This window comes from Mycobacterium sp., from assembly GCF_025933915.1.
Lineage (GTDB): Bacteria > Actinomycetota > Actinomycetes > Mycobacteriales > Mycobacteriaceae > Mycobacterium.
This window is the reverse complement of record NZ_JAICZA010000071.1, coordinates 1-23760: the sequence shown is the minus strand read 5'-3', so window position 1 is coordinate 23760 and position 23760 is coordinate 1. Positions and strand designations below refer to the sequence as shown.

The following is a 23760-nucleotide window of genomic DNA, read 5'->3' as shown; positions in this document are numbered from 1 at the left end:
GGGGTTGATGAAGGCGATCCTCGCACTGCGGCACGGCGTGGTTCCGCGGAATCTGCACTTCACTCGGTTACCCGATGAGATGGCCCGGGTCGAGACGAATCTCTTCGTGCCGCAGGCCAATACACCGTGGCCCGCCAACGGCCCCCACCCGCGTCGCGCCGCGGTGTCGTCGTATGGGATGTCCGGCACCAACGTGCACGCCATTGTGGAGGAAGCCCCGGCGCAGCCCCCCGGTGGATCTGCTGCACCCGAAGCCGATGGGCCACTGCTGTTTCCCCTGTCGGCCACGTCGGCCGGGCAGCTGCGCATCGCGGCCGCCCGCCTGGGGGATTGGCTCGATGGGCGCGGTGTCGACGAGCGCGGCAGCGTTTCTCGTGACGGCGAAAGCGGGGCCGCCCTGCGAGATCTGGGCTACACGCTGGCGCGCCGCCGCGCGCACCGGCCGGTGCGGGCGGTGGTCGCGGCGAACAGCTTCGACGAGTTGAGCGCGGGACTGCGCGCGGTTGTCGAGAGCGACATTCCGCACGAGCCGGCCGTGGGACAAGACGATCGCGGGCCGGTGTGGGTGTTCTCCGGGCAGGGTTCGCAATGGTCCCGGATGGGTGTCGAACTGCTGACCAAGGAACCGGTGTTCGCCGCCACGATCGCCGCCCTCGAGCCGTTGATCGTCGGAGAATCGGGGTTTTCGGTAATCCAGGCCATGTCGGCACCGCAGACGGTGACCGGCATCGACAAAGTCCAGCCGACCATCTTCGCGATGCAGGTCGCGCTCGCCGAGACGATGAAGTCCTATGGGGTGCGCCCCGGCGCCGTCATCGGGCATTCGCTCGGCGAATCCGCCGCGGCCGTGGTCGCCGGCGGGTTAACGCTCGACGACGGGGTCAAGGTGATCTGCCGTCGCTCGCGGCTGATGGCACGGATCGCCGGGAGCGGCGCCATGGCATCGGTGGAACTGCCTGGCCAACAAGTGCTTTCGGAACTGTCCATTCGCGGCATCTCCGACGTCGTGCTCTCCGTGGTCGCCTCGCCGACATCGACTGTCGTCGGCGGCGACGCCCAGGCGATCCGCGACCTGGTCGCGGCCTGGCAGGAGCAGGACGTGATGGCGCGCGAGGTGGCGGTGGATGTCGCCTCGCATGCACCGCAGGTGGAGCCCATCCTCGACGAGCTGGTCGAGGCCCTCGCGGACCTGCAGGCGACGGAGCCCGAGGTGCCGTATTACTCCGCAACCTTGTGGGATCCCCGCGAACGGCCGTCGTTCACCGGCGACTACTGGGCCGAAAACCTGCGGTACACCGTGCGATTCGCGGCGGCCGTGCAAGCCGCCCTCAAGGACGGGTTCCGCGTTTTCGGTGAGCTGGCGCCGCATCCGCTACTCACCCACGCCGTCGAGCAGAACGCCGCCAGCCTGGACATGCCCATCGCCGCGCTGGCCGCCATGCGCAGAGAGCAGGAGCTGCCGGTTGGCTTGCGCGACTTCGTCGCCGACGTGCACAGCGCCGGAGCGCGGGTGGACTTCTCCGTCCAATACCCGACCGGGCGTTTGGTGGATGCGCCGCTGCCGACGTGGGCACACCGCCGGCTGATGCTCAGCCGCGAGTCGGTGGAGCAGGCACACGGTGCCTCGCTTCAAGCCGTTCACCCGCTGCTCGGGGCGCACGTGCATCTGCTCGAGGAGCCCGAGCGCCACGTGTGGCAAGGGGAGGTCGGCACCGATGCCCACCCGTGGCTTGCCGACCACCAAATTCATGGCGTCGCAGCCTTTCCCGGCGCCGCGTACTGCGAGATGGCGCTGGCGGCCGCCGGCGCGGCGCTGGGTGAGCGCGGCGAGGTCCGCGACGTGACGTTCGAGCAGACCCTGTTACTGGACGACCGGACGCAGGCATCCTCGACGGCGACGGTCAGCGCACCCGAGGTCCTCGACTTCGCGGTGGACACCCACGAGGACGGCGAACGCATCCGCCGGGCCACCGCGATCCTGCATGCTTGCGACCCAGAAGCCGAACCCGGGGCGCAGCCGCCGCCCCCGCACGACCTCGTCACGCTGATCGCCAACCACCCGTCCCGCATGGAGGGTGCCGAGCTGCGAAAGGCCTTCGACGCGGTCGGCATTCAGTACGGCCCGGCGTTTTCGGGTCTGGCCGCGGTGCTGGTCGGCGACGGGGATATCACCACGGTGCTCGCCGAGGTGGCGCTGCCGGGGGCGATCCGCTCGCAGCAGTCGGCGTACTCCACGCACCCGGCTCTGCTCGACGCCTGCTTCCAGTCGGTCATCGTTGCGCCCGAGGTGCAAAAGGCCGGCGCCGGCGGCCTGCTGTTGCCGGTGGGGGTGCGCAGGCTGCGCAACCATCACTCGACGCGCAACGCGCAATACTGCCTCACCCGGGTCACGTCCTCGCGCCCCGGCGAGTGCGAGGCCGACCTCGACGTGCTGGACCAATCCGGAACGGTGCTGCTGACCGTCGAGGGTTTGCGGCTGGCCGGCGGAACCTCCGAACACGAACACGCCAATCGGTTGCTCAACGAGCGGTTGTTGACCATCGAATGGGAGCCCCGCGAACTGCCCGGGGCGACGCAGAGCGAGCCGGGATCCTGGCTGCTGCTCAGCGCGTCCGACGCCGGCTCCGACGGCCACGACCGGTTGACGGCGCAACTGGCCGACGACTTGAATTCCGATGGAGCGCAATGTAACACGGCGTCGCTGCCACTCGGGTCGGTGGACACCGAGCAGCTGCGTTCGCTGCTGTCCGGCGGCGGCCAGGGGGGCCACGCAGTGCTGAAGGGGTTCACCGGCGTCGTCGTGGTGACCGCCGCGTCCGATGGCCGCTCGGACGACCCGCACGGGTTCCGGCGGGGCCGGGACTACGTGTCGCACCTCGCGACCATCGCCCGTGAGCTCTCGGAGCTTCCCGGGGAATCGCCGCGGCTGTTCGTGGTGACCCGCAACGCCGCGTGCGTGACCACCGGCGATGTGGCACACCTGACGCAGGCCGGGTTGCGCGGACTGATGCGGGTGATCGATTCGGAGCATCCGCATCTGAGCGCCACCCAGATCGATGTCGACGACACCACCGACCCCGGACACGTTGTGCTGCAACTGAAAAGCGGCTCCGAAGAAGACGAGACCGCCTGGCGCGACGGCCGCTGGTACACCGCCCGGCTGCGGCCCGGCCCGCTTCGTCCGGCCGAGCGGCGAACCACCGTCGTCGACCACGAGCGCGAGGGCATGCGGCTGCGAATCCGGACTCCCGGCGACCTGGAATCGCTGGAGTTCACCGCGTTCGACCGGGTTCCGCCCGGGCCGGGGGAGATCGAGGTGGCGGTCACCTCGTCCACCATCAACTTCGCTGATGTGCTCGTCGCCTTCGGGCGCTATCCGACGTTCGAGGGTTACCAGCAGCAGTTGGGCGGCGACTTCGCGGGCGTGGTGACCGCCGTCGGAGCGGGCGTCACCGAGCACACGGTCGGCGACCACGTCGGCGGGATGTCCCGGAACGGATGCTGGGGCACCTTCGTCATCGCCGACGCCCGGCACGCGGTCGGCCTGCCTCCCGAGGTGCCGCTAGAAGACGCCGCCGCGGTGCCGACCGCTTCGGCGACCGCCTGGTATGGCCTGCACGATTTGGCCCGCATCGCACCCACCGACAAGGTGCTGATCCACTCCGGCACCGGGGGCGTCGGGCAGGCGGCCATCGCGATCGCTCGGGCCGTGGGTTGTGAGATCTTCGCGACCGCGGGCAGCCCGCAGCGCCGACAACTGTTGCGCGACATGGGCATCGAGCACGTCTACGACTCGCGCAGCACGGAATTCGCCGGCCAGATTCGCCGTGACACCGACGGGTACGGCGTCGACGTGGTGCTCAACTCGCTGCCCGGCGCGGCGCAACGCGCGGGCATCGAACTGCTGGCCCTGGGTGGGCGCTTCATCGAGCTGGGCAAGCGCGACATCTACGGCGACAGCCACCTCGGGCTGTTCCCGTTCCGCCGCAACCTCTCGCTGTTCGCCGTCGACGTGGCGCTGCTGACCTTCAGCCACCCGCAAACCGTCCGGCGCCTGCTGACCACCGTGTACCAATGCACCGCCGCGGGTGAACTGCCATTGCCGCGCACCACGCGCTACCCGATCCACGACGCTGCCGCTGCGGTACGTCTGGTCGCCGCCGCCGGGCATACCGGCAAGGTGGTGCTCGACGTGCCCCGCGCGGGTAGCAGCGTGGCGGTGGTGCCACCGGAAAAGGTCCGGCCCTTCCGCGCCGACGGCGCATACATCATCACCGGCGGTATCGGCGGCCTGGGTCTGTTCCTGGCCGGCGAGATGGTTGCGCCAGGCGGCGGAGCGGGTTGTGGACGGATCGTGCTCAACGCCCGTTCGCACCCCAACGAGCAAGCGCGCCAAGCCATCGAGCGCCTTCGCGCGGCGGGGGCCGATATCGCGGTGGAGTGCGGTGACATCGCCGAGCCGCAGACGGCCGAGCGCCTGGTGGCGTGCGCCACCGTGACCGGGCTACCGGTGCGGGGGGTGCTGCACGCGGCGGCCGTCGTCGAGGACGCCACGCTGACGAACGTCACCGATGAACTCATCGACCGGTGCTGGGCGCCAAAGGTGTACGGCGCGTGGAATCTTCACCAAGCCACCCTGGGGCAGCCGCTGGATTGGTTCTGTTCCTTCTCGTCGGCCGCCGCGCTGGTGGGCTCGCCGGGTCAGGGCGCCTACGCCGCGGCCAACAGCTGGCTGGACGCGTTCGCCTACTGGCGTCGCGCTCAGGGCCTGCCGACCACCGCGATCGCGTGGGGGGCGTGGTCGGAGGTCGGTCGTGCCACCGCCCTGGCCGAAGATGCCGGCATCGCGATCAACCCGGCCGAGGGTTTCCGCGCATTCGAGACGCTGCTGCGCTACGACCGTCCGTACTCCGGGTACGCGCCGATCATGGGCACGCCGTGGTTGACCTCCTTCGCGCAACGCAGCCGCTTCGCCGAGGCCTTCGGATCGGTGGGGCAGGGCAAACCGGACACGGGCAAGTTCCTCGCCGAACTGCAGGCGTTGCCGCGCGAGGAATGGCCGTCGGCAATCCGACGGCTGGTGTCCGGTCAAATCAGCCTGTTGCTGCGGCGCACCATCGATCCGGATCGCCCGTTATCCGACTACGGTCTGGATTCGCTGGGGAACCTGGAGCTGCGGACCCGCATCGAAACCGAAACGGGCGTGCGCATCAGTCCCACCAAGATCACCACGGTCCGCGGTTTGGCGGACCATCTCTGTGACGAGCTGGCTGACCTGGAAGCGGCACCGTCGCCTCCATGACGGCGCGCGACGAGCAGCAAACCGCGCTCTTCGAGTCGGCGTGCACCGCGGCGGACGCCCGGCTCATCGGTGGGTGTTGGCCTGCGTCAGCCCGGCCGAACACGAGCTGACCGGGGTGCGAACGTACTATGCTCTTACCCCGCGCGACACCCGTGAAGCGCCGGCCGACGCGTTGACCCAGGGTTGGTTCACCGGCATGATTCCGGTCACCGTGCCCACCGCCGGCTCGTCGTTTCCCGATGCCGCGCGCGCCGCACAGGTTTCCTTCGACAGGGGCGTTGAATTGGCTGAAGTGCCCTACGACCGGGTGGTCGAGGTGGTGCCTACGCTGGGTAAACCGCGGCCGAACTTTCCCGGCAATCCCGCGGCGGACAATTCGGTCACGTGGTACCCGGCGGCGCTGACATCCGCGTTCGAGCGCGTCGCCGAAAGCGGGCACTGGCGCAATGTCGCCTGATTCACGGCACGCATGGCGGGCGCGGTGAGGAGATGAACTCATCTTCGGCCGGCTAGGCGAGCTCGTCGCACGGTGGCCACTGATCGTGATCGGCTGCTGGGCCGCGTTCGCCGTTGTGTTGCCCATGACGGTGCCGTCGTTGGCCGAGATGGCCGCGCGACACCCCGTGGCCATCCTTCCCGCCGACGCCCCGTCGGCGGTGACCGCGAAGAAGATCAACGCGGCGTTCCACGAGGCCGGCTCGGAAAACATGCTGATCGTCCTGCTGACCAAGGACAACGGTTCCAAGGCGTTGGGGCCCGGCGACGACAACGTCTACCGCGAACTGGTGGACCGGCTGCGGCGCGACACCAAAGACGTGGTGATGCTGCAAGACTTCCTGAGCACGCCGCCACTGCGGGAGGTACTGAGCAGCAAAGACCACAAGGCATGGATCCTGCCGATCGGCCTTGCCGGGGAGTTGGGCACCCCGCAGTCCTACCGCGCCTACACCGACGTCGCGGCCGTCGTGCACCAAGCCTTGGCGGGGTCCACCCTCAAAGCCGATCTGACCGGACCCGCGTCCACGGTTGCCGACCTGACCGACGCCGGTGCGAAGGATCGGGTTTCCATCGAGCTGGCGATCGCCGTGCTCCTGCTGGTCATCCTGGTCGTGATCTACCGCAATCCGGTCACCATGTTCTTGCCGCTGATCACGATCGGCGCCTCCCTGCTGACCGCGCAGGCGGTGGTCTCCGGTGTTTCGCTGCTGACCGGGATGGCCGTTTCCAACCAGATGATCGTGTTGCTGTCCGCGATGATCGCCGGGGCGGGAACGGATTACGCCGTCTTCCTGATCAGCCGCTATCACGACTACGTCCGGCGCGGGGAGGATCCGCAGCGGGCCGTCAAAAGGGCCATGGCCTCCATCGGGAAAGTGATCGCGGCATCGGCGGGGACGGTGGGAATCACCTTCCTGGGCATGGGCTTCGCGAAATTGGGTGTGTTTTCCACGGTGGGCCCCGCGCTGGCGATCGGGATCGCGGTGGCGTTCCTGGCCGCGGTCACCCTGTTGCCGGCCATCGTGATGGTGGCCGGACCGCGCGGATGGGTGGCGCCACGCGAGGAGCGCACCGCGGTGTTCTGGCGGCGCATCGGGGTACGGATCGTGCGGCGCCCCGCGCGCTATCTGGCGGCGAGCCTGGTCGTGCTGATCGCGCTGGGCACCTGCGCGACCCTGGTGCGGTTCAACTACGACGACCGCAAACAGCTGCCGGCCTCGGCCGGCAGCTCGCTCGGATACGCCGCGCTGGAACACCACTTCCCGGTGAATCAAACGATTCCCGAGTATCTGTTCATCCAGTCTCCGCAGGACCTGCGCACGCCGCAAGCGCTTGCCGACCTGGAGCAGATGGCGCAACGAGTGAGCCAGATCCCTGGAGTCGCCATGATCCGCGGCGTCACCCGGCCCACCGGACGCTCCCTGGAAGAGGCCAAGGCGACATATCAGGCCGGTCAGGTGGGCAAGGAGCTGGGGGGCGCCTCCGACCTGATCAACCAGCGCACCGGTGACCTCAACAGGTTGTCCTCCGGCGCGGGTCTGTTGGCCGACAAGCTCGGCGACGTACGCACGCAGGTGGGCCAGGCGATCGGGGGTGTCAGCGGCCTGGTCGACGCCCTGGCCACGGTTTCGGCCATGTTCGGTGGCGGCAAGACGATCGGTGAAATAGACACTGCCACAAAGCTTGTCAGCAGCGTCCGGGTGCTCGGTAACACGCTGCAGATCAATTTCTCCACCATGATGGACAACTTCGAGTGGATCGACGCCGTGGTCGCGGCGCTGGACACCAGCGTGGTGTGCGACGCCAGCTCGATCTGCAGCGGGGCGCGCGCCCAGTTCCACCGACTGATCACCGCCCGCGAAGACGGCACCCTGGGCCGGATCAGCGATCTCTTCCGGCAGCTGCAGTCAACGCAATCGTCGCAGACCCTGGCGTCCACCGTGAACGGTCTCGAGCGAGCGCTACAAGGTGCGGTGACGTCGCTACACCGACTGGGCCTGGACAACCCGGGCACGGCGCGCTCGCGGATCGCCGTCGTGCAAAAGGGCGCCAACGACCTCGCCAGCGCCGGCCGCCAGGTGGCCGACGGGGTCCAGCAGCTGGTCGACCAGGTCAAGCGGATGGGGCTCGGCCTGGGCCAGGCGTCGAGTTTCCTGATGGAGATGGGCCAGGAGGCCTCGCAGCCCTCGATGGCCGGATTCAACGTCCCGCCCGGCGCGCTCGACACGCAGGACTTCAAAAAGCTTGCGCGAACGTTCATCTCGCCGGATGGCCATTCGGTGCGCTACTTCATTCAAACTGACCTGAACCCGTTCGGCACCGAGGCCATGGATCAGGTCAACACCATCCTGTCCACCGCCACGGGCGCGCAGCCGAACACCACGCTGTCGGACGCGTCGATTTCGATCTCCGGGTATCCCGTCACGCTGCGTGACACCCGCGACTACTACGACCGCGACATCGGACTCATCGTGTCCGTCACCGTCCTCGTGGTGCTGCTGATCCTCATTGCCCTGCTGCGTGCCATCGTCGCGCCGCTGTACCTGGTCGGCTCCGTGATCCTGTCCTATCTCTCCGCCGTCGGTGTCGGAGTGTTGCTGTTCCAGGTGATCCTTCGGCAGCAATTGCATTGGAGTGTCCCGGGATTGACCTTCGTTGTGTTGGTCGCGGTGGGCGCGGACTACAACATGCTGCTCGCGTCGCGATTGCGGGATGAGTCTCCGTCCGGTATGCGCACCGGCGTCATCCGCACCGTGCGTTCCACCGGGGGAGTCATCACCGCGGCCGGTCTCATCTTCGCGGCGTCGATGTTCGGGCTGCTGTTTTCCAGCATCGGGGCGGTGGTGCAGTCCGGCTTCGTGATCGGCGTCGGCATCCTGGTCGACACCTTCGTGGTGCGCAGCATCACCGTCCCCGCCCTCGCCGCGCTGCTGGGCCGGGCAAGCTGGTGGCCCGCCCGGCCGTGGCTGACACCCCTGCCGCGGGCCGCGCCCAAAAAGAAGACGGTGTTCGAAGCCGTGGCCGGCGACTCCGGCTAGACCGGCGCCGGCCGTAGACACCGTGACTACCCGCCGTATGCCGGGCGCGGCATCCTGAAGATGCGGCGTCCGTTGCGCAACACCGGGACACCGGTGCCCCGGCCCGCGGTGCGCGCCGCCGGCATACCCCCCAGCCCGGTGGATGGGTCAGGCGCGGAAGCCGACGCGACTCGAAATGTGTTGTCCGGCAACTGGTGTAGTCCCACACCGGCGGGTGCGGACGGGCCCGCCGCCACCCAGGCCTGCGGAACGGATAGTTTCCCCACCAATGCCGCCCGGCCCACATTGCCCAGCGCCGGACCGCGCGCGGCCGCGAGGTCCGGCACAACGGGCACAGCACCGCCCGCGGCCTTGGCCGCCTGGATATCGGACAGGTCGAGCCCGTTCCCGAATTGCCCCCACCCCAACAAGGTGCGGGCCCCCGCCAAAAACGTCTGTCCCGGTGTGGTGACGACGGTGTTGAAGTCGCTGACCGAGCTGATGAGTGACAATCCGGATCCGGAAGCCGACGCCTCGGAAGTGTCGGCCGAGGAAGTGTTCGTGGACAGCCCCGAGACGAGCATCGCCCGAGCCTGCCCCGCGGACGTGCTCGCGGCTTGGTTCACCGCGGCAGCCTGGGCCGATTGGCCGGATGCGGTGGTGGTACGGGGCGGCTGGGCGAACGGCGCGAAAGTGGTTGCGGCCGAAGATGATGCGGCATAGCCGTACATGGCGGTGGCATCCTGCGCCCACATCTCGGCGTATGCGGTCTCGGCGGCCGCGATCGCCGGCGCGTTCTGTCCGAAGAAGTTGGTCGCAATCAGGGTGAGGAGCGCAACGCGGTTGGTGGCAACCACGTGTGGCGGCACCGTCGCGGCGAAGGCCGCCTCGTAGGCGGCCGCCGCCACCCGCGCTTGCGCGGCGGCCCGCTCGGCTTGGGCCGCCGTCGTGATCGCCCACGCCACGTACGGTTCGATCGCGACGGCCATCGCCGTAGCAGCACCGCCGGACCACGCGTGCGCGCGCAGTTCCGAAAGCGTGGCGGAGTAGCCGGCGGCGTAGGACTCCAGTTCCGCTGCCAGCGCGTCCCACGCCGACGCGGCGGCCGACATCGGACCCAAACCCGGCCCGGCATACATTCTGGCCGAATTGATCTCGGGCGGCAGCGCCCCGAAATCAAGCATCGGCGATCCTTTCTGAACGACGAACCGGCGCGCACCCGCGGTCGCTGCAGGTCGAACCTGCACTGAGAGGTGGAATTACCGGCTATCCGCCAGCGGAAGGGCGTGGCATCTTGAATTGGCGTGGCGCCACACGCAAGGCGTTGTTGACCGAGGGCCGCGACAAGAGCCCCGAGGAGGCCCCCGCGCCCGCGGCCGGCGCCCCGTTCCACATGTTGGTCGCCGGGCCTTCGTGCCATGACGGGCCGCCGTCGAGCTCGGCGTCCGACAGCCAGTGCGCCTCGGCGACGCTCGCGACGGCGGGATTCGTCGCCGCCCAGCTCGGCGGGACGGACAATCGGCCGACCGTGGCCGCGCCGCCCGTGCTCGCCAGGGTGGGGCCGGCGACGCCGACCCCGCCGGCCGAGAAGCTCGCCGCCGTGGCGGGGGCCGCGGCGGCCTTGAGTGCTTCGCCCGCCGCCTGAAGGTTGGAGCGGAAAAGCCCGGTGCCGAAGGTTCCGGCCGAAGTGACGGTGCGGCTGACAGCGTCGCCAAGGTTCACCGGCGCCGACAGGGTGTTGAAGTTGTCGACCGCGTCGATCACGCCCGACGGCGGAGTGCCACCCGACGGCCCCGGCTCGGAGAGGCTTTGCAACTTTTGCGGCACGGTCGACATCGTCCGGGACAGCGTGGCCTGAGATTGCGTCGCGGCCGAGCTGGTCGTGGCCTGGGCGACCGCGGTGGTTTGGGCGGATGGCCCGTCGGCGTTGGTGGTCCGTGGCGGCTCGTCGAACTGGCTCAGCGCGGTCGCGCCCGACGACGAGGCGGCGTAGCCGTACATCGCGGCGGCATCCTGGGCCCACATCTCGGCGTAGGCATCTTCGGTGGCCCCGATCATCGCGGTGTTCTGTCCCAGGATGTTGCTCGCGACCAACTGTGCCAGTCGGGTGCGGTTGGCCGTGACCAGCGCCGGCGGCACCGTGGCGCCGAAGGCCGTCTCGTAGGCGGCCGCCGCGGCCCGAGCCCGACTGGCGGCCTCCTCGGCCTGTGCCCCCGCGCCCGCCAGCCATGCCACGTACGGGGCGGCCGCGGTGGCCATCGCGGCCGAGGCACTGCCGGTCCAGCTTTCGCCTTCCAGCTGGGCGATCACCGCGGAGTAACCGCGCGCCGCGGTCTCCAGCCCGTTGGCCAGGACGTCCCAGGCGGCCGCCGTGGCAACCATCGGCCCCGAGCCCGGACCGGCATACATTCTGGACGAGTTGATCTCCGGTGGCAGGGCCCCGAAATCGAGCATTCGCGTTTCCTCTTCGTCAGTCGGCCCCGGGAACACACCGCGACGAGGCGGCCGGGCCGGCTGGCTTCGGCGTCCCTGGACCGTTGGATCCACTGCGGACGAGCTGATACGGCAGCGAGCGTCTTCCTCCGTTCACGACCCAGGCACGCCGACAAGCAGGCGATGTCGAGCGAGTCAAGGAACTTGATCATCGGAATGTTAAATGAAGTTCGCTTCGTGTTTACCATTCCCCCGTGCGGCGCATCGCCGGCTGCAAATTTGCCAGCGAGGTCCTGGCGGGTTCGCCAGAACCGTTAAAGATCGATGGTCACGCGCGGTTATGGCGAGTCCGCTCGTCATCGTGTGTTGCCGCACGGATGCCCGGGCGGCCGCGGCGGCAAATTTGTGTCAGCGTGAGTCAAAACCCGCCGGTATCCGTCCGACAGCGATGAACGGGTGATGTGCCGAAGATCGACAGCTAACGCCATCCCTGGATCGGGATGTCGTACGGCGATACCCATCGAGTCGACGAGAAGGCACCCAGCGCCGGACGACGCCGCGGCCCGTTCGGAACCGGGCCGCGCCGACACGGTTTGGGTTCGCTCAACCGATCATGGGTTTGTTTGCTGGCCACGCCGTAGTGCGTTCTTCGCGCGGGCTTGTCGTGGCGGCCGCCCAGCGAGAAAACTCCCGTAAATTGACCATCTTTACTTGTAGGCTGGTTCTAATCCGGTTTGCTTGATAAGCAGTATGGGTGAATGTCAGTGGCCGCCGCGCCGTAGCTGCGCATCGAGCCGGCAGGGGAGCGTCGCTGCCCAACGGATGCAATGGTCGGCCGGCCGCTTCCGACTTCATGCGCACCTGTGGACGTGCGGGCGAGAAATGGTGAACGGGAACGAGAAATGTCGAACAACATCACCTGGCACGAACACAAGATCAGCCGCGGCGAGCGCGAGAAACTCAACGGTCACCAAGGTTGTGTCGTCTGGTTCACCGGGCTGAGCGGCAGCGGCAAAAGCACGGTGGCCAACGTCGTCGAGCAAAAGCTCTACGAGCGGGGCATCCGGAGCTACCTGCTGGACGGCGACAACGTCCGCTACGGGCTCAACGCCGGCCCGGAGCTGCTCGAAGAGCGCCATGGTCCCGAGTTCGCCACCCGGTTCGGGCTGGGTTTTTCGGCCGAGGACCGCGAGGAGAACATTCGCCGGATCGGCGCGGTCGCGAAGCTGTTCTGCGAGGCCGGGGTCATCGCTTTGACGGCCTTCATCAGCCCTTACGTTCGCGACCGCGACGCGATTCGGGCCACGCTCGGCGACGGCGATTTCCAGGAGATCTTCATCGACACCCCCATTGAGATATGCGAACAGCGCGATCCCAAAGGGCTCTACAAGAAAGCCCGGGCCGGCGAAATCAAGGGATTCACCGGGATCGATGATCCCTACGAAGCCCCGGCGCGTCCCGAACTGCGGCTCGAGGGCGGAACGAAGGACGCGGACACGCTGGCCGAGGAGGTGATCGCCCACCTCGAACGGGCAGGCGTCCTCCGCACCCCGGACCGAGATCACGACGGCCGGGAAAGGAACTTGGAGAGTAACGAGGTCACGGCATGAACTACACGGGTCACAACGGCAAGCCGATCGTGGAACGGGTGTCCACCGACGATGCGCCGGGCCGGATCGAGGGCCTGCCGCGGGTTCCGATATCGAAGGCCACCGCCCACGAAGTCATCAGCCTTTCCTACGGGTTCTTCACCCCGCTGACCGGATTCATGGGGCGTCGCGAAGTCGACGGCACCTTGGACAACTTCGCGCTGCCGGACGGGACGCTGTGGAGCATTCCGATCGTCTTCGACATGTCCGCGGAACAGATCGCGAAGCTCGATATCAAAGAGGGCGCCAGCGTAGTCCTCGACTATCTCGATGCCCCCATGGCCATCTTCGACGTCACCGAGATCTACGAATACGACCTCGAGCACATGGCCGAAAAGACGTATGGCACAACCGATCCCCGGCACCCGGGCGTCAAGAAGACATTGGGCTATGAAAACCGTTTCATCGGCGGGGATGTCACGCTGATCAACGAACCCGTTTTCAACGAGCCATTCAAGGGTTTCTGGCTCACCCCGAAGCAGCACAAGGACGCGCTGGCCCGGCGGCATTGGCAGCGGGTCGTCGCTCACCAGACCAGAAACGTTCCGCACACCGGCCACGAGGCGTTGATGAAGCAAGCGTGGCTGGCCGCCAACGAGGACCAGCCGGTCGACAACCTGAACACCGGCGTGCTGGTGAATGCCATCATCGGCCAGAAGCGCGTCGGCGATTACATCGACGAAGCAATACTGTTGGCGCAGAACGCGCTACGGAGCAGTGGATATTTCCGCGAGAACGTGCACATGGTGTCTTTCACCCTCTGGGACATGCGGTATGCGGGGCCCCGCGAGGCGATCTTCCACGCGATCCTGCGGACAAACCTGGGCTGCACGCATCACATGTTCGGGCGCGACCACGCGGGCGTGGGCGACTTCTATCACCCCTACGACTCCCAGAACATCCTCAAGCAGTACCGGAGCCAGCTGGGTATCAAGCCGGTGTTCCTGCGGGAAAACTGGTATTGCCCGGTGTGTTTGGAAGTCACCAACTCGGCTCTGTGCGGCCATGATTCACAAGCGCAAAGTTTCAGCGGCAGCCTGATCCGAAGCATTCTGACGGACGAAGTCAAGCCGACGCAGAAGGTGATGCGGCATGAGGTGTTCGAAGTCGTGATGGAGTGCGCCGCCCAGCATGGTCAGGGTTCGCCGTTCGTCACCGAGGAATATTTGAGGGACAGACGGCCCGTCTTCACGCTCAACCAATTGGAGGGTTCGTGAGCAGCGACGAGAAAATGTTCAAGGTCAACGTCTGGATCAACGAGGAGCGACTGGAAGCGCTGGCGAACGCCGGGATGGCGGACCTGGCAAATGAGGCTTTCGCGGGCATGAAGCTGCTGGAGATCTACACCACCGAAGAGCAGAAGAACCTTGTCCTGCAACGGTATCCGGGGTCGAAATACGATTCCGCCACCACTCGGTCCATCGAGCTGCTGCCCAAGAGGGCGAAGGACAGGCTCTTGGAGCTGTCCATCGCGATGCATTCCACCGGTCCCGACGTGGTGGGCCGCTTTCTCGAGGAGGCGCAGCCGACCAACGGCAACGGGTAGGGCCGGCTCAGGCCGGCGGTGGCGGCAATATCGCCCGGAGCTGGGCGAACGCATTCAGGATGGAGTCACGAAAAGCCGGATCCACGGGTCCCAACGGGTCCAGGCCGTTCACCGGATCCATCGCAATCGGCTTGGTGGCCGGATTGTCGTTGTGCGCATAGGCCGCATCGATCTGGGGCGCCAAGATCGCATCGATCTGGTCCACCTTCGCATCGGACCAGCCCAGGTAGCGTAGCGGCAAGGTCATCGGAAGATGGTTCACCGGAATCATGTACGTCGTCTCGGTGGCGCCCCGGGAGTTGACCGTGGTCCTGATGTTCTGCGGCGGGATCTGGTCGGGCCGCACGAACGCGGCCGGGGTGTGACCGATGGCCGCCCCGAAGGCGCTGTTGATCAACGCCAACAGGTTGTCCATCCGGTCGGGGAAGTCTGCGAAGCCGTCGTAGGCGGCGAACACGCGGTTGCTGTCGTACTGGCTGTCCGGCCGCTGCGGCATCGTGTAGTCGACGATCGGAATGTAATCACCGGGCTTGAAGAAGCTGGCCAGGAAGCTGGTACCGAACCCCTGCGTGCCGCTCGGGTCACCGAATGTGGTGAAGGTCAATTTGTCCGGCGGTGGCGCCGACGGGTCGTTGGCGAGCCGCGCCTGTTCTTTGTCCAAGGCGAGGCCGCCTTGAGAGAGGCCCACGGCGGCGCCCGGCCCGGATCCGTGGTGAACGGCCTTGTCGAGGTTGCTGACGGCCACGTCGGCGGCGTTGCCGATGGTGGTCATGTCCCTGGGCCCGGGCAGGACGAACGTCGGAACCCAGGAAAACATGGCTCCGGCGGGGTAGTCGATGAGCTCACGCTGGGCGCCGGGGAAAAAGTTCTCGCCGGCCTTGTTGGTGTAGAACGCCCAATCGAGGCCGGGCGGCCGCGCGCCGCCGACGGCGTAGACGACCTTCGCGGTCGAGGCGCCGCCCACCGGGGACGGAACCGCGGGCGGCCATCCGAACCCGGGGTCGCCGGTCGCGACGTGGGGTCCCAATCCGCCCACCGAACCCACCAGCAACGCGGTGAGGGCCCCGGCGACCAATCGCGTCATTCCAGACCTAGCTCCCGCGCGCCGCACGCGTCCACCCTACTGCACCGTACGATGATGGACGGCTCATTCGGGCGGCGAATGAGCTTGCCGCAGCCCGACCTTCGCTGCGGACGCCCCCGCTCACAGCCCCGCCCCGCCGAGCGCGATCAGGACACAGCCGACCCCCGCGAGCAGTGCGGCGACCTCGACACGACGCCGCGACCGGATCCAGTCCTGCAGCGCGGTCATCACCGCGCGGGTCGCCGTTGGCGCCAACAGGTAACCCACCAAGGGAATCTCTACGAGTGAGAATGCGATGACATTGAACATCAGCAGCGCTCCCACCTGGGTCGTGACTGGCGCGCCGGACGCCAGGATGACTGCCAGCGCGGCCAGATAATCCACCGACGGCAGCGCAATTCCCAGGCCCGCCGCCACGGCGACCCACAGCGACTGTCCGTCCAGCAGCCGTCGGGTTCGCGTCATCAGGCTTCCCGGGCGGGCGCAGTCGTCGTCGGGAGGGGCGGGATCGCGGCCGCTCACCCGGTCCGCCACGATCTGCGCCATCAGTACGGCGGCGGCCGCCAGCGCCAGCGCGCCGATGAGGATCTGCACCCGGGGCAAGGTGAAGTATGTCGAGCTCCCCAGGATGCGCCGGAAGACGAACAAGACGGTCGCGCCCACCGTCAACCCCATCGTGAACCCGCCCGCCGAAAACGCGAGCAGTTGCAGCAACGGCCTGGGTCGATTCAGCATCAGCACCGTCATGCCGATCCGGAAGGGTTCCAGGCTTACGGCAATGGCCATCACACCGATGGTGAACAACATCGCAGATACCGTCGCGGCCTCAGCCGTCCAACCGGGTGAACTGTTGCCGTCGGTACTGCTCGACGCAGGCGGCCCGCCGGATCTTGCCGCTCGTCGTGGTGGGAATCGATCCCGGTGGCACCAGTACCAGGTCGGCGACGTTGAGCCCGTGCGAGTTCGAAATCGCCGCGGTGACATCGTTTTTGACGATGTCGAGGCTGTGCGGCGCGCCCTGGCCGGAATCGCCGCGGTTCTTCAGTTCGATGATGGTCACCAATTTCTCGGTCTCGTCCACCGGAACCGAGATCGCCGCGACGCGGCCCCCGGTGATCGCCTGCACCGTCGACTCGATGTCCTCGGGATAGTGGTTGCGCCCGTAGACGATCAGCAGATCCTTCATCCTGCCCACGATGAACATCTCTTCGTCGGAGACGAAGCCGAGGTCGCCGGTGCGCAGCCACGGTCCCTCGGGGGTGTCGGGCGACGGGTTGGCCAAGACGCCACCGAAGGTGCGCTGAGTGTCCTGCGGCTTTTGCCAGTAGCCGTCGGCCACGTTGTCGCCGCGGACCCAGATTTCACCGACCGTTCCGTCCGGGCACTGCGTGCTGGTGTCGGGGTCCACGATTCGCACCGTCGGCGATTTCGGCGTGCCGTAGCTCAGCAACGGTGAGCCGGTTTCTGCCGAGCACCGCCGGGCGCTGCCCTCCGACAGCTTCTCCGGTTCGAAGTGAACGACTCTCGGGGCGCCGGTCTGCGCGCGGCTGGCCACGTAGACGGTCGCCTCCGCCAGACCGTAGGAGGGCTGCATCATGTCCTCACGAAAGTTGTACGGGGCGAACCGCTTACAGAAGCGGTCGAGCGTTGCGGGATGGATCCGCTCGGCACCGCTCACGATGCGGATGATGTTGCCGAGATCGAGTCCGGTCATGTCCTCGTCGGTCGTCTTGCGCACGGCCAGCTCGAAGGCGAAGTTGGGTGCGGCGGAGAAGACCGGATTGGCTTGGGCCATCGCCTGGATCCACCGTGCGGGTCGTTGCAGGAACGCGACAGGGCTCGTCAGATCACCGGGGTAGCCGCCCAGGATCGGGGCGATGACGCCTTGCATCAAACCCATGTCGTGGTAGAGGGGCAGCCACGACACGCAGACGCTGCCGCGCGGTGCCACGCCATTGAAGTCCGGAAAGTAGGCGGCCATCAGCTGCTGGAAATTCACCTGGAGGTTCCGGTGCGAGACCATGACCCCGGCCGGAAGACGAGTGGAGCCCGACGTGTACTGCAGGTACGCGGTGCTCGGGGCGCCGCTGATGCGGATGCCCGGCGGATGCGGATCATCGAGACTCAGTGAGTCGACCTCGATGATGGCCGGGGCGGCTCCGTCCGGCCGCTGCAGGTAATCGCCGACGGTCGCGGCGGCCGCGGAGGTGGTGAGAACGACGGTGGGGTCGGTGTCGGCCAGGACGGCACCGACCCGCGCATCGTGCGTACCGGGCTGGGGGACCGAGAGCGGAACCGCGATCAGCCCGGCCTGTATCGCACCGAGGAACGCCACGACATAGGCGAGGCCTTGGGGCGCAACAATCACGGCCCGGTCTCCGGTGCTGCCGCGGCGCTTGATCTCGTGCGCGACATTCAGGGTCCGCCGGTACAGCTGCGCCCACGTCAGAGACTCGGTGACGCCCGCCCAATCCTGCTCGTAATCGGTATACCGGAACGCAAGATCGTCGGGCTGCAGACCGGCGCGTTCCCGCAGCAGGGAGACGACGGACGAATGTTGCATGCGGGCCAGGTTACCGCTTCGGGTATTTCGCGCATGTCGGTCGTGCGAGGCGGTTGTGCAGCCCCGGACGCGAGAAATCGTCGCGGACCAAACGACATATGCCCCTTAGGTTTTCGATCCAGTCGAATCGGCATCCCACGTCCCGGGCATCATCGGCACGCGCGGGCCGTCGTCGAATCCGTCGGCGATCAGCGCACTCAGCCCCACCGGTGCGGTGGCGGCCTTGGTGGGTACGGTTCCGGCGAACCCCATCGTCGGCGCGGGCCGGTCCGAGGCCGTCGTCGGCGGCTCGGGCTCGAGATCCATGTATTCGTACCCGCGGCCGGGCTGTGTGGCCTTGACCCGCTGCCGGCGCCTCTTCGTCTCCTCTTCCTCCGGCTGTGCCACCGCCTCGGCCTCGGCGATGTCCGCCGCCGCCGCCTTCCTCGCGCGGACGCTGGTGCTCGCGGTGCTGCGCGCATCCGCGGCCAGGCCACCGACCATGTAGCCGAGGCCTTGCATCGCGGCCACCGGCGGACCCGCCGGTGTCGGCGGTGGCGCGCCGGGCGCGGCCGGTGCGGGCGCCGAGGCCGGTGCGGAGGCCGGGGCCGGCGCGGGAGCCGGCGCCGGGGCCGGCGTGGGGGGTGGGGTGGGCGCCAGTGCCACCGGGACGAGCGCCGGCGCGGGGATGAACGGCACCACCGGGATGGCGTGCAGCCCCGCCAGACCCGCGAGGCCCGCCAAGCCCCCCACCAGGGCGGGAACGACCAACGGAACCACGGCGACGGTCAGCAGCGGCACGATGAGCGGGATCAGCACGATCATCTGCTCGAGCAACGTCTTGATCAGCGCGATGGTGTCGGTGATGATCGTGCCGATCACTTCGATGGTGGTGAACAGCAGGGTCCACGCGATCGTCGCGGGGTTGCCCGAGGCGAAGGCCGCCGCGAGATCCGCCGCGACAAAGCTGAACATCTGCGCCAGATAGCCGAAGTACGAACCGAAATCCATCGGGTAGCCGAGGGCGAACGCGATGTTGAACGGGTTCAGGAAGCTCAAGGGGTTGCCGAGTGACGGCAGCCACGGGTCGAAACCGGAAAACAGCGACTGGAAGAACGGGTTGTTCATCAACTGGTCGATCAACGGCTGGATGTACCTGTTGTAGAAGTCGACAAACCCGGTCTGCTGCAACCAGTCCATCCACTGGTTCTGCGTGTCCGGGGGATACGGCGACTGCTCCGACGTGGCCGCCATGGCGCTGGCCTTCATGACCTGCGGTGCCGGCTCGGCTGGCGGCGCGGCGGCCACCGCGGCGGTCGCGACGCCCTGGTAGGTGCTCATCACGGTGGCGGCCTGGACCCACATCCGCGCATAGTCGGCTTCGTTGACCGCGATCGGGATGGTGTTGATGCCAAAGAAATTCGTCGCCGTCAACGCGGCGTGAGTGGCGTGGTTGGCGGTCAACTCGGGCAGCGTCGGCATGGCCGCCAACGCCACGGTGTAGGCGGCGGCGGCGACCTCTTGCTGGGCGGCCATGGCCGCGCTGTCGGCGCTTGCCTGCACCAGCCACGCCAGATAGGGCGCATGCGCGGCCACGTATGCCACGACCGTCGGGCCGTCCCAGCTCCCGGCTTGTACGGCGCCCAGCAGCGCGACCAGCTCGTCGGCCGACTCGGCATATTCCACGCTCAGCGAGCTCCACGTCGCCGCGGCCGCCAGCAGCGGGCCAGGCCCCGGCCCGGTGCTGAGCAACGTCGAGTGCACCTCCGGTGGTGCGGCCATCCAGACCGGGGCGGTCATCGTCCGCTCCCGCCAGCGGTGGCGAAACACCTTGCCGCAGTGGCTAGCTGACCGCGGGCGGCCGGCGCCGGCGTGTGTGTGTCGGTGGGAAACGAGTAGGCGCGGCAGCTGGGCGCCAGATCGGTGGCCGCGTTGACGGCCACCCATGCCGGACGAAACATGGACGTTGACAGCTCTCTCGGGGTACACCCGCCCCGGGTCGCAGGATGCGATGACGCGAGTGTCCTGGCTCTCGGATCGCTGCTCGCCTCGCCTTCCAGCTTTTCAGCCGTGGCCGTTGAGGGTCGCTCCCCGATGACAGTGGCGGGACCGCGCCGGATTCGCACCGGCTTCCTGCGTCGTCATCACCTTACGAGGTGACATTGTTACACCCGCCCGGATCAAATGTCGGCAAATCAACCGAAGGCCGGTGGTGACGGCCGCCATGTTCTTCCGCTAGCGGCGTTCCAGAATCCGTAGTCCCAGTGAGAACAGCAGCCGAACCTCGGGATCGGCCAGCGACGTCGACAGCACCTTCTCGATCCGCCGCACGCGGTAGCGAACCGTATTCGGATGCACCTGCAACGCCTGGGCAGCCGCGGCGATGTCGCCGAAGGCATCCAGGTAGGTCCGCAGGGTCTCGGCCAGCAGCGGGTCCTCGTCGCACAGCCGCACGATCCGCGGATCGATCAGGCGCTCGTCGCCACCGACCAGGGTCACGATTTCGTCGACCAAGACGGTGGTGCGCGCTTCTGCCAGCGAAGTCACCTGTCCGAACGAAATAGGGTGGCGCTCAGCGCTGTCCAGCACCCGGTCCACCTCCAGGCGCGCCGCGCCAACCCCCGCCAGGCCCGCGACCGGCGCGGCGATGGCCGCCCGTAGTTGCACCCCGAGTTCGGTGCGCATGGCGCCGATGGTGCCGCGCACCCAGGAGGTGACCGACCGCCTCTGGGTCTGGGTCTGGGTCTGGGGAAGCAGCACGTACGTTCGTGAATCGTTCGAGGCCACCTGGGCGTCGTGCCGGAAAGCGCTGGCGCTCAGCGCAATGATGTCGGCAAGCCGGGCGTGACGGGCCGAACCGTCGGCCGCATCCCAACCGATCAGGGTCGCGGTGGTGTCGGTGGCCAGCCCGAGTTCGCGGGCGATGGCGGTCGTGTCGGCGGGCTCGTCCGTCAGCCCCAGAAGTTGCTGGAGCCGGCGCGCATGGGTGGACGGCCGGGCCGCCAGCCGCCACATGATGCGGGCGGCCAGCACGGCGGCGCCCCGCAACATTTCCTCGGCGTCGTCGGCCAGCGGCTGTGAGCCTTGCTGCACCCAGATGGTTCCGGCGAACGCCGGCGGTCGCCGGGCATCGGCCGCGGGCTGGTGGATTCCGACGGCCAGCCGCGGCCGCAGCCCTAACTCGGGCCGCTCGGCGACGCGCACCACCTCGGTGCCCGATCGCAGCGCATCGAAGATGCCCCATTGGCCGATCCATTCGAGATGCTCAGGCGGCCCGGCCCTGCCCAGGATGGAGAGGCGGCGCAATTCGTCGGCTTCGTCGTTGGAGGCCGAATAGGCCAAGACATGCGATTGCGCGTTTTCGATGCTGACCATGCCGTGGATGCGCTCGGCGAGTGACTGCGCCAATCCGAACAAGTCGGTGCCCGAGTCGTCCATCGCGTCGGCGGGGTCGCCGTGATGTTCAAGGACGTGATTGACCAACTGGTAGAGGCGTTCCCATCGGGCGCGCGGATCTACGGCCACCACCGCCGAACCCGCCGCGACGGCGGTGGACACCAGCGCGTTGGAGGGTCCCTTGACGAAGATGGCCACCGGCACGCGCTCGCGTGCCTGCCTGCCCATCCACCGCATCGCCTCGTCGTCGGCGACGCCCAACAGGAAGAAGACGTCGGCCGAGCCCGCCGCCGCCGCGAGCCCCAGGCGCACATCGTCGGAGTCGATCAGCGCGGCCGAACTCACCGGGAGGTCCAGCCCCCGGGGGGCGCCGGCCAGGCTGACCAGGGTCGCGTCCAGCGCGAGCAACAGCTGACCCAGCCCCACACCGGCCATGTTGTCCGATTCTACTACGATTCCCGGGGTCGTTTGTTCGATCGGCTAATTCTATGCGCGGTCGCCGCGCGGATCCTGGCGGTATGGACGCGAAAACCCAGGCCCCGACGCCGACCAACGAGCCGGCCCATGATTACGCGCCGCAATCGCCGGAACGCACCCGACTGCGCGACGAACTGACCGCACTGGCCGATCACCCGATCGACCTCCCGCACGTCATCGGCGGCACCCACCGGATGGGCGACGGTGAGCGCATCGACGTCGTCCAGCCGCACCGGCACGCCGCGAGGCTGGGCACGTTGACCAACGCGGTGCACGCCGACGCGACGGCGGCGATCGACGCCGCGATGGCCGCGAAAAGCGGCTGGGCGGCAATGCCCTTCGATGAGCGGGCGGCGGTGTTCCTGCGCGCCGCCGACCTGCTGGCCGGGCCGTGGCGGGAGAAGATCGCCGCCGCAACGATGCTCGGCCAATCCAAGTCGGCCTATCAGGCCGAGATCGACTCGCCGTGCGAGCAGATCGACTTCTGGCGATTCAACGTGGCGTTCGCACAACAGATCCTGGCGCAACAGCCGATCAGCGGGCCCGGGGAGTGGAACCGCAGCGAATACCGCCCCCTGGACGGCTTCGTGTACGCGATCACGCCCTTCAACTTCACCTCCATTGCCGGCAATCTGCCGACCGCGCCGGCGCTGATGGGCAACACCGTGGTGTGGAAGCCGTCCATCACCCAGACGCTGTCGGCCTATCTGACCATGCAGTTGCTCGAGGCGGCGGGGCTGCCGCCCGGGGTGATCAACCTGGTCACCGGCGACGGCTTCGCGGTTTCGGATATGGTGCTGGCCGATCGGCGGCTGGCGGGCATCCACTTCACCGGGTCGACGGCCACCTTCCAGCGGCTGTGGTACCAGGTGGGCACCAATATCAGCCACTACCACAGCTATCCGCGACTGGTCGGCGAGACCGGTGGGAAGGACTTCGTGGTCGCGCACGCCTCGGCGCGGCCGGATGTGTTGCGTACCGCCCTGATTCGCGGCGCCTTCGACTACCAGGGGCAGAAATGCTCGGCGGCGTCGCGGGCGTTCATCGCGCAGTCGGTGTGGCGCCGAATGGGCGATGGCTTCCTGGGGGAGACGGCCGCGCTGCGCTACGGCGACGTCACCGATCTCACCAACTTCGGCGGCGCGCTGATCGACCGGCGGGCCTTCACCAAGAACGTCGACGCCATCGAGCGGGCCAAGGGCGCACCGCACGTCACCATCGCCGTCGGCGGCGAATACGATGACCGCGAAGGCTATTTCGTGCGTCCGACGGTGTTGCTGTCCGACGACCCGACCGATGAATCGTTCGCGACCGAATACTTCGGTCCGCTGCTCTCGGTGCATGTGTACCCCGACGACGATTACGAACGAATCCTCGACGTCGTCGACAGCGGCTCGCGATACGCGCTGACCGGCGCGGTCATCGCCGACGACCGCGACGCCGTGCTGACCGCGCAGCACCGGCTGCGCTTTGCCGCCGGGAACTTCTACATCAACGACAAGCCGACCGGCGCGGTCGTCGGGCGCCAGCCGTTCGGGGGCTCCCGTGGCTCGGGCACCAACGACAAGGCCGGATCGATGCTGAATCTGTTGCGCTGGACGTCGGCTCGCACCATCAAGGAAACATTCGTCCCGGCTACCGAGCACACCTATCCGCATATGGGCGCCGACTGATCGCCGGACTGTTCGCCACCACCCTGCGCCCGGTGATCCTGGCCGCCGGACGCGGCGAGGTGTTGGGTCGCGCCGCCGAGCGCTTACCGGCCACCCGTCGCGTGGTGCGCCGCTTCGTTCCCGGGGAGACGATCGAATCTGCG

At 67.8% G+C, this 23760-nt stretch carries 13 protein-coding genes, 2 pseudogenes and 1 riboswitch; of the genes and pseudogenes, 8 read left to right on the top strand and 7 right to left on the bottom strand.

The genetic code is table 11. The features are described from left to right. The 3 genes and pseudogenes from pks2 to Q0W90_RS13310 form a co-directional block, all read left to right on the top strand. Positions 1-5302 (top strand): sulfolipid-1 biosynthesis phthioceranic/hydroxyphthioceranic acid synthase (gene pks2, locus Q0W90_RS13320; RefSeq protein ID WP_297774867.1); only part of this gene is annotated, 5302 nt, incomplete at its 5' end. Positions 5303-5310: 8 nt separating this feature from the next. Continuing rightward, positions 5311-5759, top strand: a pseudogene (locus Q0W90_RS13315) (acyltransferase); the annotation flags it as partial. An 82-nt stretch (positions 5760-5841) separates the two neighbouring features. Continuing rightward, on the top strand, positions 5842-8838 hold the full coding sequence (locus tag Q0W90_RS13310) for an MMPL family transporter (protein WP_297774868.1): 2997 nt from the start codon (positions 5842-5844) through the stop codon (positions 8836-8838). Positions 8839-8864: 26 nt separating this feature from the next. On the opposite strand, the gene Q0W90_RS13305 is transcribed toward Q0W90_RS13310, so the two are convergent. Both Q0W90_RS13305 and Q0W90_RS13300 read right to left on the bottom strand, forming a co-directional pair. Continuing rightward, positions 8865-10001, bottom strand: a complete 1137-nt coding sequence (locus Q0W90_RS13305; RefSeq protein WP_297774866.1) for a PPE family protein — start codon at positions 9999-10001, stop codon at positions 8865-8867. An 82-nt stretch (positions 10002-10083) separates the two neighbouring features. Further along, positions 10084-11271 carry a PPE family protein gene (locus tag Q0W90_RS13300; protein WP_297592296.1) on the bottom strand — a complete coding sequence of 396 codons (1188 nt, stop codon included), beginning with the start codon at positions 11269-11271 and terminating at the stop codon, positions 10084-10086. A gap of 881 nt (positions 11272-12152) precedes the next feature. On the opposite strand from Q0W90_RS13300, the gene cysC reads away from it, so the two are divergent. Genes cysC through Q0W90_RS13285 form a run of 3 tightly spaced genes read left to right on the top strand, consistent with a single transcriptional unit; the run spans position 12153 to position 14445 of the window. Then, positions 12153-12860 carry an adenylyl-sulfate kinase gene (cysC, locus tag Q0W90_RS13295; RefSeq protein WP_297592297.1) on the top strand — a complete coding sequence of 236 codons (708 nt, stop codon included), beginning with the start codon at positions 12153-12155 and terminating at the stop codon, positions 12858-12860. Further along, positions 12857-14116, top strand: a complete 1260-nt coding sequence (sat, locus tag Q0W90_RS13290; RefSeq protein WP_297592299.1) for a sulfate adenylyltransferase — start codon at positions 12857-12859, stop codon at positions 14114-14116. The genes cysC and sat overlap by 4 nt, the downstream gene beginning before the upstream one ends. 14 nt (positions 14117-14130) lie before the next feature. Further along, the gene (locus tag Q0W90_RS13285; RefSeq protein WP_297592441.1) at positions 14131-14445 is read left to right on the top strand and encodes a hypothetical protein; all 315 of its coding nucleotides are present in this window, start codon (positions 14131-14133) and stop codon (positions 14443-14445) included. Between the two features lie 7 nt (positions 14446-14452). Here Q0W90_RS13285 and Q0W90_RS13280 read toward each other — a convergent pair whose 3' ends face one another. From Q0W90_RS13280 to Q0W90_RS13260, 5 genes are all read right to left on the bottom strand, one after another. Next, positions 14453-15529, bottom strand: a complete 1077-nt coding sequence (locus tag Q0W90_RS13280; protein WP_297592300.1) for a PE-PPE domain-containing protein — start codon at positions 15527-15529, stop codon at positions 14453-14455. A gap of 120 nt (positions 15530-15649) precedes the next feature. Then, positions 15650-16336 (bottom strand): GAP family protein, encoded by a 687-nt coding sequence (locus Q0W90_RS13275; RefSeq protein ID WP_297592302.1) that lies wholly within the window; start codon positions 16334-16336, stop codon positions 15650-15652. Positions 16337-16355: 19 nt separating this feature from the next. Then, positions 16356-18092 carry a fatty-acid--AMP ligase FAAL21/FadD21 gene (gene fadD21, locus Q0W90_RS13270; protein ID WP_297774865.1) on the bottom strand — a complete coding sequence of 579 codons (1737 nt, stop codon included), beginning with the start codon at positions 18090-18092 and terminating at the stop codon, positions 16356-16358. A gap of 105 nt (positions 18093-18197) precedes the next feature. Then, positions 18198-19871: a PPE family protein gene (locus tag Q0W90_RS13265; protein WP_297774864.1), complete on the bottom strand. Its 1674-nt coding sequence runs from the start codon at positions 19869-19871 to the stop codon at positions 18198-18200. 197 nt (positions 19872-20068) lie between these two features. Beyond that, positions 20069-20259, bottom strand: a riboswitch (cobalamin riboswitch). Between the two features lie 47 nt (positions 20260-20306). Continuing rightward, complete coding sequence (locus Q0W90_RS13260) at positions 20307-21902, bottom strand: helix-turn-helix domain-containing protein (protein ID WP_297774863.1); 1596 nt, start codon at positions 21900-21902, stop codon at positions 20307-20309. Positions 21903-21985: 83 nt separating this feature from the next. Here Q0W90_RS13260 and pruA point away from each other — a divergent pair, with 83 nt between their 5' ends. After that, positions 21986-23617, top strand: coding sequence for an L-glutamate gamma-semialdehyde dehydrogenase (gene pruA / locus Q0W90_RS13255; protein WP_297774862.1), 1632 nt, complete (start codon positions 21986-21988; stop codon positions 23615-23617). Next, a pseudogene (locus tag Q0W90_RS13250) lies at positions 23617-23760 on the top strand (proline dehydrogenase); the annotation flags it as partial. The gene pruA and the pseudogene Q0W90_RS13250, both read left to right, overlap by 1 nt.